We start from the raw sequence: 12,683 nt of genomic DNA on the forward strand, positions 1-12,683 counted from the left end.
TATCTGCCCTTCTTAGAGCAATTATTTAAATTGTTGGCTATTGAGTTTCCGCAGCATCAATTTATCTTAACCGGTAGTGCTGCGAAACAATTACAGGACTCGACTAAGCCGAATCCCAATGACCTTGATTTTCTTATGGGAAATGAGGATTTAGTTCAAGGTATATCTCAAATAAAAGCCATATTAAAACTGATGGCGGTACAATTTACCTTTGATGATTTGCGTGGGACTTTAGTCGTGGTCCATGCCGGGCATGCGATCAAAATTCAGTTAATTGACGCGCATACTAGCAATCATTGCTATCCACCTAAAGACCAATTAAAGGATTTACGTGCTAATGGTTCGATTCGTATGCTTGCTGCCGCGGTTATTCCAGTGGTAGGCACTGCGGATGATGACATCATTGATTTGGATGGAAATTTATTAGCAATTAACGAAATAGAATTGTCTGATCTCTCAATGTAATTGAGGGGGTGATTTTTAATTTTATGTCATCGTTGTGAACAAAGTGAAGCAACCCATGGTTCGGTGTTTCGAACTCCTGTGTTGCTTCGTCACTATGTTCTTCGCAATGACGATATTACATGCAGCATAGAGGACGCTTGCCGATTAACATGTTGCACTCTAAACCATCTAACAAATTTAAGGTAAAAAAAATCCCGGTAAGTGCCGGGACCAAGTAGAGAAGACTGATTTTAGTCGCGGCCTGAAAATGCGCTTAATATGTTGAGCAGGCTCACGAACAAATTGTATATAGATACAAAAAGACCTACTGTTGCAGCAATATAATTTGTCTCACCATCATGAATTATGGCACTGGTTTGGAATAGAATTAGTCCAGAAGAAATAAGGACAAATACAGCTGAAATAGTAAGTTGTAACGCAGGGATCTGAATAAATATTCCAGCGATCATTGCTAATAAAGCCACCATCATACCAACAAATAGGAATCCGCCTAAGAAGCTGAAATCTTTTTTCGTGGTTAATGCATAACCTGAAAGTGCAAAGAATATCATACCAGTGCCACCGAGCGCAGTAGCAACCAACTGAGGTCCATTGCTGAAATTATGCATGTAAAAGTTCAATATTGGGCCTAGGGTATAACCCAGGAAGCCAGTAAAGGCAAAAACACTAACCAGACCCCAAACACTATTTTGTAAGGCATGGGTTAAAAACATTAAACCATAAACCCCCACAATCATTACTAGGACGTTTACTGGGCGCGCACCACTTGCCATAGACATATAGGCAGTAAACGCACTAAATAAGAACGTTAAACTAAGCAGCAGGTAGGTATTGCGCAGTACCTTATTGCTGGACAGTGCCGATTCCCTACGTTGGCTAATCAGGGTAACATCATTTCGGTTCATGTTTAGAACTCCTCTTTCGTTTATATTTATTCTAGCATATCTGGGGATAAGTTTCCTATATTTCAAGTAGTATAGGGTGGTTTTGTCAAGAAATATTTGAATTTTTAGAATTCCAAACTCTTTGAGGTTCTATACTAGTCTATAGTATGATAAAAAACTCTTAATGCAGTACATGAGGCGTATAATGGCTCGAGTTGCGGTAGCCCAAATGGTTTCTTCAGCAAATGTAATGGAAAATTTGCAACAAGTTGAAACTTTGATGATACAAGCACGTGAACAAGAAGCAGAATTAGTATTATTACCTGAAAATCTGGCCTTTATGGGGCATAAAGACGTAGACAAGTTGCAGATTGGCGAGGCTTATGGTCAAGGGCCGATACAAGAGAAAATAAGCCAGCTGGCAAAACGCTTAGGATTGTGGGTTATTGCGGGAACAATCCCCATCAATGTGAGCAGCTCAAAGGTCAGGGCAAGTAGTTTAGTCTATGATAATCAAGGACTTTGTGTTACACGTTATGATAAAATTCATTTATTTGATGTAAATGTCTCCGAACAAGAGAGTTATCAAGAGTCTGCCACTATAGAACGAGGAGATGATCTTGTCGTTGTGGATACCCCTATAGGCAAGGTTGCATTAACGGTTTGTTATGATTTACGTTTTCCGGAACTGTATCGAGAATTAGCGATCCTGAGTGCGCAGCTGTTCACCGTTCCCTCAGCATTTACCGCAATAACGGGCCAGGCTCATTGGGAAGTGTTATTGCGGGCAAGAGCGATTGAGAATCTTTGTTACGTATTGGCTGCAAATCAAGGAGGGCAACATGAAAATGGGCGCTCTACTTATGGTCACAGTATGATCATCGATCCTTGGGGAAGGGTATTGGCTGAGCAAGAAGAGGGTGTTGGAATAGTCACCGCAGAGATTGATTTGCATGGTCTGCATCATTTGCGAAAAACCTTTCCAACCGTGGATCATCACGTATTAAATTTAAAGGGTACTTAAATGACAGAAGCATTAACTACAGCAAAAGAAATTCTACTGGCTCCAGCCTCTTTGGATGAAAGCGGTATTGAAAAACTGTTTAAGTCAATGATGAGTCATCATATTGATGATGCCGATTTATATTTTCAAAGTTGCAGCTACGAATCGTGGTATTTAGAAGATTCTGTAGTAAAAAGCGGTAGTTTTTCTTTGGATAAGGGCGTAGGCATTCGGGCAGTAAGTGGCGATAAAACAGGCTTTGCATATTGTGATGATATTCTTTTACCTTCAATGTTGCGTGCCGCCGATGCTGCTCGTTCTATTGCTCTAGCTGGGGCCAAGGTTTTACAGCCAGTTCATATCAATGCGGTTGCTGAATCACGTTATCATGGCTTGAATCCCATTGAAGGAATGAGTAAGCAAGAGAAAATCGCTTTACTTGAAGCAATTGATAAAGAAGCACGGAGTATTGATCCACGAGTAGTTCAGGTTAATGCCTCCTTAAGTGGCTGTTATGAAGTGGTTATGGTCGCAGACATGCATGGCAAGATGGTTGCTGATGTTCGTCCTCTAGTCAGTGTGAACGTAAGTGTTATCGTTGAGGATAAAAACGGCCACCGTGAATCAGCGCGCTCTGGTGGGGGCGGTCGTGTTGCCTATTCTTATTTCACTGAAAAAGACAATGCCTTAAGTTATGCACGTGAAGCGGTGCGAGAAGCGTTAGTTAATCTTGAGGCTAAGCCTACGCCAGCAGGAACTATGCCTGTTGTTTTAGGACCAGGTTGGCCTGGTGTGCTATTGCATGAGGCCGTGGGGCATGGTTTGGAAGGTGATTTCAACCGTAAAGGGTTATCTGCATTTTCAGGCCGTATCGGCCAGCAAGTCGCAGCTCCAGGCGTTACTGTAGTTGATGATGGTACCTTAAAAGACCGACGTGGTTCTTTGACTATGGACGATGAAGGGACTCCTTCTCAATGCACCACCTTGATTGAGGATGGGGTATTGGTAAATTACATGCAAGATAAACTAAATGCCAAGCTAATGGGCATGCAATCTACAGGTAACTGCCGGCGTGAATCTTATGCTCATGTACCTATGCCAAGAATGACAAATACATACATGTTGGCTGGTCAACATGACCCAGAAGAAATTATTCGTTCAGTCAAACGAGGTTTGTATGCAGTGAACTTTGGTGGTGGGCAGGTTGATATTACTTCGGGACAATTTGTTTTCTCAGCTAGTGAAGCTTATCTGATCGAAGACGGTAAGATTACTGCTCCTGTTAAAGGTGCCACCTTAATTGGTAACGGCCCAGATGTCATGAAAAAAGTCAGTATGATTGGTAATGATTTATCTTTGGATCGTGGCATCGGGGTTTGCGGTAAAGATGGCCAGTCTGTACCTGTTGGGGTAGGACAACCTACGCTGAAAATCGATGCTTTAACCGTGGGTGGAACAAGTTGACAGGGTATCGTTAAAGCTTTTGATTTGAGCTATTACCTGCAAGCAAATTAAGAAATTTCTTACATCGCAACAAGTATTATTCATGAATATTATTTCAGGCTAATTCGTTATAATAATTGTGTTTGGCGCAGCTGGAATAGCGACAGGATGTCGCACTTGATACAGGGATTATTACAGCTGTCGCACAAACACGATGAAGCTTGTCATGGATAGACAGCTCCATCATCAATTCCTCAAATAGAGATAAGCGAAGAAGTTACATTGTCTAATCTTACCATTGTTTCTGCGGCTTTAAAATTATCAGTCTCGTGCTTTTGTAAAGCACAATCAGTGCGAGAGGTGCACTTATATTCCAAGTAATTTCTAGCAAAATCTGCTTCTTGTAGACGTTGTTGAAAATATTTAATAGCGTCTTCATCGTTATTAGACACTGACAAATCAAGCCAATCAAATCCTGCGCGATAATCAATGTATAATTGAGGAAATACTACTTGTATATCTTCATCCATCTCGTTTTTTAATGCCTCATAATCGCAAAAACAAACAAGCGCTATTTCGAATTGGGCGCTAGTATAACGTTGTCCTTCAGTGTTCGCGTTTTTTCTTTTAGCGATTATCAAAGTCTCATCCATGTATTCGTTGAAGGTTAATACGCGTTTGTTCGGTTTATCTCCTTGAAAGAATCCATGTTTATGTCTCATTTTATACACCTTTGAGTTTTAAAGGCCCTTATTGTACATCCGGTGCCCACATAGATCAATATTTTAATTATTCGCTTAAGGCTAACATAAGTTTTCCATAATATAATGATGATATTGGCACAAGTAATTTGGAATATAGGCACCATGTCTAAAAATAAGCAACTCAAGCGAGAGAAAGTAAGTATCATTTGCGATGAAAATGGCCAATATACGGTCCAGGCGGAAAAACATAGAGGTTTAGTGTGCAGTGGTGGAGGTGCTAAAGGTATTGCTTATATGGGAATGCTCAAAGCGCTGCAAGAACGCGGCTATCTTGAGCAATTAACTCATGTGAGTGGTGCTTCAGCTGGGGCTATGACTGCAAGCCTTATTGCCGTGGGCATGAGTCCAGAAGATATGACCAAATTAGTAAATGAGTTGGATATCAAAAAACTTCTTGATGTTCAGGGAGTGGGTTTTAGGGCTAAAGGTGATACTTTTCGAAACCTCCTTGAAGTGATTTACACGATGCAAATCAACAATCATCTGAAGGGTTTGCCTAAGCCTATTCCTGCGCACTTAGAAAAAAATTACATGCAATTGTCCAGTAAAGTAAGATTATACGAACACGCTTTAAGCGAAGAGAGTATAGAAGTTAATAATGTTGATGATGTAATTAAATTAGCAAAATCGATGGAAAGCATTAAAAAAATGAATGAGGCCATGGCTACTGTGCCTCAACAAATTATGGGGCATAATGGTGAGGAATTAGAAAATCCACGGCTCTCCTTAGGAGATCTTGGCCTGCTTCGTGAATTATTACCTGTTACGGAAAAGCATCAGATTAAAAACCTATCCGTAGCCGTAACGAATCAAACAAAAAAAGAATTGGAGCGTTACAGCGAAAACAGTACTCCACACCAATCTATTGCCCAAGTTGTTCAATGGTCAGGAGCACATCCGGTTCTTTTCGTTCCTGGAAGGAATGCCAAGGGTGAGTTTGTTGCTGATGGTGGAATCTTGGATAATATGCCTGAAATTGATGGCTTGAATCGAGAAGAAGTCTTATGCGTTAAAGCGGAGGCTTCAGGAGCTTATGAAGCTCGGGTTCAAAAAGCGGAACGACATCTTCCAGAAATAGTATCCGCATTTAAACAAACTGTAGATTCAGTCATTAATTATGCTATTGGTGGGCAATGGCTAAAAGCTACCACTGCATTATTAAATCGCGAAAAAGTATTTCATCATATTGATAATATGATTTATATCAATACTGGTGAGGTGACTACGATCACAACAGCACCGACTGAAGAACAAAAAAAGCAGGTTATTACTAATGGATATGAACAAACTTTAGTGCAACTTGATAAACATCGAAAAACGTTTAGCCATCCTTTATTAGCATTGCTTTATGTCGGGATTGACCGATTAGATCAAACGATGCTTGATACACTGGATGAAGAGGATAATCCAAATTTATTTCATTCGTCAGCCTATGCAAAAATTATTACCAGGGTGCAAGAGCAAATGGTGGATGAAATCACCCGCGGCCAATACAAGTATATACAAAGTTACACAAAGGTAATTGAGGATCAGTTAAGGGATTATTCGCGTCTAATAGACCTTAATGCAGAGCAGAAAGAACAAGTGCTTGCTTTGTGTTATAAGCAAGTGAACCATCTTACTGATGGTAAATTCCTTGAGCACATGGCCAAAGTTGCAGCGCAAGAGCTTGCAGCGACACAGCCTGGTTGGGGAGTTCGAATATTGAACTTCCTTTTAAAACCGATAGAGTGGGTTCTTTCTTTGTTTAAATCGTCATCTCTTTCATCAGATGAAAACAAAACCTCAGAAGCATCTCATGTAGATCATTATAAGCAGATTTTGACAGAGCAGAATTCAGATGATGACTATCACGATGATGAGTTAGTAATCAGATTATGTAGGTAATTATTATAGTTATAGATGTTGAAGAGATATTTGCGACACATTCCCAATGAAACCTAATGGACGTTATTGATTGACTGGAAGTATTGGTTTGACAATGATGCATCCATTTTTTGGTGACGGAGAAACTGACACATTACGACACAGAGCGTTATTTAGTGAGAGGGGGTACGAGGAAGAAAGTGCCACATCCTTGTGGAACAGCCTCGATCCGTGAAGCGATAATACTCCCTGCACGACATCCTTTGTCTTTCCTCGTGTATAGAGCATAGGCTATGTAGCTTAAAATGTCAGGATGACAGAAGCTCAATTTGCTGTAAGATATTTCTCAATTACATCAACTCACTTTGGTGTTATTCTAAAGTATGTTAAAAGTGTGTATTGTGGTATAGGAGATGTTCATGAATGCTAATGCAAATAAAAGAGGCTTTGTAATTACCATCCGAGCCCGCTTATTCATGGGATTTATGGCCTTGGGTTTGCCTTTATTGTTCTTAATTATCTTTTTAATTCCTAAAGTACATACCATCATTGCTTTAAATGACAAAATTGGCAAAGAAAGTTTGCCGCAGACTCTAGACACCCAAATCCTGCAAGCTCAAGATACACTGGAGGTATGGGTAATGACAGGAGACATTAAAGACAGGGAACATTTTCAGCATCTTTGGGAGGAGATTAATAGTGTCAGAAATCTATGGGATACAACCATACATTCCCTTGATAACCCGCAATTACGCAAACAATGGGATAGATTACAAGAGTTATATGTGGCTCTTTATAATGCTCAATCCACTATAATCAATTCCCGCTGGGAGGCTAACAATAAAGATAACCTGGAAAATAGTAAAGCTAGTACACAGGCTTTTATAAAAGAAATGATTACTATTCTTGATGGTGTTTACTCCAATGAACAAGGGAAGCGAATTGGCGGTATATTTAATACGTTGGCAAGCGGGATTGAGCATAGTGCCAACTTAATTAGTTTAGATTTAATGGCATTAGAGAATTTTGCTTATGGATTACTAATTTTTGCGATTATATTAACCATTATTGTTCCTTATATGACTCAAAGAGCTATATCAGTTCCCGTAGAAAAAGCCATTAATATCGCAGAACAAATTGCTGCTGGAGAACGTAATGTTGAAATCAAAATTCGCTCTGAAGATCAGCTAGGCAAATTGCTTTCATCACTTAAACTCATGCAAGAATCGATTAGGAAAAATGAAAAAAGCCTTCGTGTTAAAGAAGAGGAATCTCGGGAGTTATTTGAAAAACTTGTTAGCTCTTCGAAAAAATTTAGAGAACATAGCAGTAAAGTTGCCGCAGGGGATTTAAGAGAACGTCTGAAAATTGATGAACAAGATGTCTTACAAGATTTAGGAAATGATTTAAATTTAATGACGGATGGCTTGGCGACTATTACTAAGAAAATCGCTAAAGTCAGTAATGACATTGTGAGTATGGTTGAAACGGTTTTTTCTTCAGCAAATGAACAATCAGAAGGCATTATTTCCCAAGCATCAGCGATTAATGAAATTAGTGCTTCTTTGGAGGAAATTGATAAGAGTTCGAAGCAAACAATGGCTAAGGCGCAAAGTTTAAGAGATGTAGCAAAAAATACGTACGAGCAAGGAAAATTAGGTACTGAATCGGTAGAGCAGAGCATCGTGGGTATAAAGGCTTCAGAGGAAAAAATGAAGCTTATTGCGCAAACGATTCTGGATTTAAGTAATCACACCCAACAAATAGGGGACATTACTTCGGTAGTGAATACCTTAGCCCAGCAGTCAAAAATGCTGGCTTTGAATGCTTCTATTGAAGCATCAAAAGCAGGTGAGGCTGGAAGGGGATTTGCTGCAGTGGCAACAGAAGTCCGTAATCTTGCAGAACAATCAGAACAATCAACAGCGCAAGTACAAAAAATTCTTGAAGATATTCGTCGTACTACCGAAAAAGCAGTCACTGTGACTGTAGAAGGAGAAAAGACGTTGGACTCAGGGTTAAAACTCATTGAAAAAGCAGGTCAGGTTATTCAAGCCCTAAGTAAAATGATTAATGATGCTTCGATTTCAAGCCAGCATATTGAGGCATCTATTCGTCAGGAGGCGGTTGGTATTGAGCAAATCGTTGAAGGGATGAATGAGATTAATCGTACCACATCAACCTTCTCTAATGGCACTAAAGAGATGATGGCATTTATCCATAATTTAGATGCGATTGCTAAGCATCTGAAAGAGGATATAAATCTTTATAAGGTGTAGGCATGGATTATATATACAACTTCGATCAGATTTAACTAAATCTTTGCACTAAATTGGTGGCGGAAGTGCGCCTAGTGACCTAAGCTAGAAGCATAGACGGTACACATTGATCAGCCAATATCACGACATTAGGTGCCAGATTGAGAGTGTGGTGTGCATGCTTAGATGTTTTAAGAAGCCTAAAGTACTCCAGAGGTGTCCACTTTTGTGACCCAAGACTGCCTTCAATCTTACTGTTTTATATATTCAAACTAAGGGCGTAGTTCTTACGCCCTTTTCATTATGTTAACTTAATAATCCAAAAAAATACCAAAAAGGGATAGAGGCAATTACGATTCCCAGTTTTAAGAATGAAAACCAGGCATACGCTTTGCTCGTTCAGAGCAAACGTGCCGGAAACAGGACGGTCGCGGCCTTTAACCTGTCGCGTTGGCGAGTGAATTCTGGGGACTGGAATGTCCCAGAATTTTTAACGAGGTGGCGACACGCTTAAATCATGTATTATTTTTATGTCATTAATTTATCAAGTAAGCTGTGAATTTCAAAAATACGCTCTTCTGGAGTCGTACCATCCAAGGTAAAACGTAAACGTTGCGGACCTTCCATTTGATAGCGCTTGGCATGCACTTGAATCAGGCTGATTAAAACTCCTGGATCAATCGAGGGGTTTTCATTAAAGTCAATTTTACCCTGTTGTGCGCCGGCGCTGATTTTTAGAACGCCCATTTGCTGTGCTTTCAATTTTAAATCGGTGATTAACAGTAAATGCTTCACCGGTGGTGGTAATAAACCAAAGCGGTCAATTAACTCAATTTGTAGCTCATGCAATTGCTGTTTGTCTTTGGCATTAGAAATGCGCTTATACATAATGAGTCGATTGTGAATATCGCCAATATAATCCTCAGGGATAATCGCGCTAATACGTAAATCAATTTCAGGACCTTGATACATTGGAGCCGACAGCTCGGGTATTTTTCCGGCTTTCAAGTCGCTGACTGCCTTGTCGAGCATTTCCATGAATAAGCTAAAGCCAATGGCATGCATATTACCGCTTTGTTCTGCGCCTAACAGTTCGCCCGCACCACGAATCTCTAAATCATGGGTTGCTAAGGTAAAGCCTGCACCTAAGTCTTCTAAGGACACAATCGCCTCTAAGCGTTTCACCGCATCAGACGTTAATGATTTTTCATTTGGAGTTAATAAATAAGCATAAGCCTGGTGATGTGAACGACCAACACGGCCACGTAATTGATGTAACTGAGCCAGACCAAATTTATCCGCGCGATCAATAATGATGGTGTTCGCTGTAGGAATATCGATTCCTGTTTCGATAATGGTGGTACATACCAATACATTAAAGCGGTGATGATAAAATTCAGACATCACTCGTTCTAATTCGCGCTCGCGCATTTGACCGTGCGCGGTGCGAACCTTGGCTTCAGGAACCAGTGTTTGTATATCCTGACTAATACGCTCAATAGTTTCCACATTGTTGTGCAAGAAGAAAACTTGGCCGCCTCTTAATATTTCACGCAAAACCGCTTCACGTATGGTGGTATCGTTCTTTTCCTGCCAGAAGGTTTTAATTGCCAAACGTTTCGCGGGTGGGGTAGTCATCAGTGATATATCACGAATTCCTGCCATGGCCATATTCAGCGTTCTTGGAATAGGGGTTGCCGTCATGGATAAAATATCAACATGAATACGTAATGCTTTGATGTGCTCTTTTTGTTTAACACCAAAGCGGTGTTCTTCATCGATAATCAATAGGCCCAGATTTTTAAAGGCAATAGAGCTTTGAAATAGCTTATGCGTACCAATAACAATATCGACTTTCCCTGATTTTAAGGAAGCTTGCACTGCCTCTGTTTCTTTGGCTGAGCGAAAACGCGAAAGCAGTTCAATATTCACGGCAAAATCGGCAAACCGATCTCTAAAGGATTCAAAATGTTGTCCAGCAAGCAGGGTAGTTGGTACCAATACACAAACTTGTTTGTTATTTTGTACCGCAATAAATGCAGCGCGCATCGCGACCTCAGTTTTACCAAAACCTACATCACCGCAAATCAAGCGGTCCATAGGTTTGGTTGAAGACATGTCATTCATGATCTGATCTATAGCCAGTAGCTGATCCGGGGTTTCTGTAAAGGGAAAGGCACTGGCAAAGCGAGCATATTCATTGTGGCTGAGCTCATATTGATGCCCAGGTTGTGCTTCGCGCTTTGCATAGAGATCAAGCAGTTCGATGGCCACATCATGAATTTTTTCGGCAGCTTTTTTTCGCTCTTTTTGCCATTGGTCCGAACCCAATTTATGCAAAGGAGCATGTTCGCTGTCTACGCCGGTATAACGGCTAATTAAATGCAAGGAGGTAACCGGAACATAGATTTTATCTTCACCTGCATAAGTTAGAATTAAAAACTCACTGGCTGTACCATTGGTTTCGATATGTTGTAATCCCTGATACCGTCCCACACCAAATTGCAAATGAACAACAGGAGCACCTAAACGCAATTCGGCCATATCTCGGATAATTAAATCCGGGTCAACCGTTTTTTGTGCGCTACGACGTTGGGGAGTGCTTTGCTCACCAAATAGTTGCGATTCTACAATTAAAACCGTCTTGTTTTGGGTTAGTTCACAACCAGTAACCAAGGCTCCGGTGGTGATATTAATTGGAGCGGTATCCTTGATAAAATCATGCCAATTGCTTTGAGTTTTAGGAAGGATGCCACTGGGTTTAAGTAGATCCAGTAATACTTCACGACGTCCTGCACTTTCCACCACAATTAGATAACGGCGGGAGGTATCCGCACAGTATTCACGTAAACGACTTAATGGTTCTTGTGTTTTTCTATCAATAGGTAATTCAGGCGCTGGGGTAATATCAAAGTTAGTTACCGCACCTTTTTTACTGCTCGGAGTATGGAATAAACGCAGTTGTTGATATTCATTGGCTTTAGTTAACAGCTCAGTCGGATTAAGAAAACAAGCTGTTGGCTCAAGAATAGGGCGGCTAATGTCATAACGACGTTGCTCATAACGCCCGGTTAATTCTTGCCAAAATTGCTCAGCATTATCTTGAATATTTTCAATCAGACAGACTTTTGCATCTTGAGGCAAATAATCAAAAATGGTGACCGTTTTTTCAAAAAATAACGGGAGATAGTATTCGATGCCTGCAGGAAACTGCCCATGACTGATGGCTTCATAGATAGGGCAGTGGCTGGGGTTTCCTGGGAATAATTCACGGAATGCCCGGCGAAATAGTGTTTGGCTTTGTTCGTTGAGTGGAAACTCACGCGCAGGTAATACATTAATATAAGGAATTTTTTCTATAGTACGTTGGGTTTCGGTATCAAACTCTCTTAAACTGTCGATTTCATCGTCAAAGAGCTCGATACGGAAGGGGCGGGTCGAACCCATGGGATACACATCAATAATTGAGCCGCGTAAGGCAAATTCACCATGCTCTAATACTTTATTAACGCAATGATAACCTGATTGTTGCAGTTGGTTTCTGAAGGCTTCCAGATCCAGTTTTTGCCCTTTCTTAAGCATAAGGGCGTATTGGTTTAAAAACTCAGGTGGGCAGAGTCGATGCATTAAGGTGTTTGCAGAAGTAATAATAATGGCATCGCTGACTTGCTGAATACGGCTTAAGGTGTAGAGCCGTTCTGAAATAATATCTTGATGTGGAGAAAATTGGTCATAGGGTAAGGTTTCCCAATCGGGGAAAAATAAGAGTTCTTGCTCGGATTGTTTGGGATTTAAAAAGAACTCTAACTCAGACTGCAATTGATTGGCACTGAGATTGTCCTGGGCAATGAGTAATTTGATGCCTGGTGTTTTTTGGCAATATTCAGCTAAAGCAAGAGCTAAGCTGCTGCCATGGAGTTGTCCCCATATTTGTTTGGTTTGTGTGCTTTGGTAAAGTAGGGTATCCATGTTCATTACTTGTTTAATCTTCAAAAATTAA

The 12,683-nt window shown here is 40.5% G+C and carries 8 protein-coding genes; 5 read left to right on the forward strand and 3 right to left on the reverse strand.

The features are described from left to right. The first annotated feature begins 33 nt into the window (after positions 1 to 33). A complete protein-coding gene (locus tag ACQY7T_RS10685; protein ID WP_428413251.1) occupies positions 34 to 465 on the forward strand; it encodes a hypothetical protein in 432 nt (143 codons plus the stop codon). A 230-nt stretch (positions 466 to 695) separates the two neighbouring features. Here the strand turns inward: ACQY7T_RS10685 and ACQY7T_RS10690 are convergent, their stop codons facing one another. Beyond that, positions 696 to 1,370, reverse strand: coding sequence for a Bax inhibitor-1/YccA family protein (locus tag ACQY7T_RS10690; RefSeq protein ID WP_428413253.1), 675 nt, complete (start codon positions 1,368 to 1,370; stop codon positions 696 to 698). Between the two features lie 184 nt (positions 1,371 to 1,554). On the opposite strand from ACQY7T_RS10690, the gene ACQY7T_RS10695 reads away from it, so the two are divergent. Continuing rightward, a complete protein-coding gene (locus tag ACQY7T_RS10695; protein ID WP_428413254.1) occupies positions 1,555 to 2,373 on the forward strand; it encodes a carbon-nitrogen hydrolase family protein in 819 nt (272 codons plus the stop codon). Continuing rightward, positions 2,374 to 3,816, forward strand: coding sequence for a metalloprotease TldD (tldD, locus tag ACQY7T_RS10700; protein ID WP_428413256.1), 1,443 nt, complete (start codon positions 2,374 to 2,376; stop codon positions 3,814 to 3,816). 233 nt (positions 3,817 to 4,049) lie between these two features. Here tldD and ACQY7T_RS10705 read toward each other — a convergent pair whose 3' ends face one another. Continuing rightward, positions 4,050 to 4,517 (reverse strand): hypothetical protein, encoded by a 468-nt coding sequence (locus tag ACQY7T_RS10705; protein WP_428413258.1) that lies wholly within the window; start codon positions 4,515 to 4,517, stop codon positions 4,050 to 4,052. 144 nt (positions 4,518 to 4,661) lie between these two features. Here ACQY7T_RS10705 and ACQY7T_RS10710 point away from each other — a divergent pair, with 144 nt between their 5' ends. Together ACQY7T_RS10710 and ACQY7T_RS10715 are read left to right on the forward strand one after the other, a co-directional pair. Next, a complete protein-coding gene (locus ACQY7T_RS10710; protein ID WP_428413260.1) occupies positions 4,662 to 6,446 on the forward strand; it encodes a patatin-like phospholipase family protein in 1,785 nt (594 codons plus the stop codon). Between the two features lie 398 nt (positions 6,447 to 6,844). Next, entirely contained in the window at positions 6,845 to 8,704 is a 1,860-nt protein-coding gene (locus ACQY7T_RS10715) for a methyl-accepting chemotaxis protein (protein WP_428413262.1), read from the forward strand. A 507-nt stretch (positions 8,705 to 9,211) separates the two neighbouring features. Here the strand turns inward: ACQY7T_RS10715 and mfd are convergent. Beyond that, positions 9,212 to 12,658 carry a transcription-repair coupling factor gene (gene mfd / locus ACQY7T_RS10720; protein ID WP_428413264.1) on the reverse strand — a complete coding sequence of 1,149 codons (3,447 nt, stop codon included), beginning with the start codon at positions 12,656 to 12,658 and terminating at the stop codon, positions 9,212 to 9,214. Positions 12,659 to 12,683: the final 25 nt, after the last annotated feature.

The sequence above is a fragment of the Legionella sp. genome, assembly GCF_965140895.1.
GTDB lineage: Bacteria > Pseudomonadota > Gammaproteobacteria > Legionellales > Legionellaceae > Legionella.

Bases quoted from the DNA above. Each gene is read 5' to 3' on its own strand.
- ACQY7T_RS10690 (WP_428413253.1), bottom strand. From the start codon at position 1,370: ATGAACCGAAATGATGTTACCCTGATTAGCCAACGTAGGGAATCGGCA.
- ACQY7T_RS10695 (WP_428413254.1), top strand. From the start codon at position 1,555: ATGGCTCGAGTTGCGGTAGCCCAAATGGTTTCTTCAGCAAATGTAATG.
- tldD (WP_428413256.1), top strand. From the start codon at position 2,374: ATGACAGAAGCATTAACTACAGCAAAAGAAATTCTACTGGCTCCAGCC.
- ACQY7T_RS10705 (WP_428413258.1), bottom strand. From the start codon at position 4,517: ATGAGACATAAACATGGATTCTTTCAAGGAGATAAACCGAACAAACGC.
- ACQY7T_RS10710 (WP_428413260.1), top strand. From the start codon at position 4,662: ATGTCTAAAAATAAGCAACTCAAGCGAGAGAAAGTAAGTATCATTTGC.
- ACQY7T_RS10715 (WP_428413262.1), top strand. From the start codon at position 6,845: ATGAATGCTAATGCAAATAAAAGAGGCTTTGTAATTACCATCCGAGCC.
- mfd (WP_428413264.1), bottom strand. From the start codon at position 12,658: ATGAACATGGATACCCTACTTTACCAAAGCACACAAACCAAACAAATA.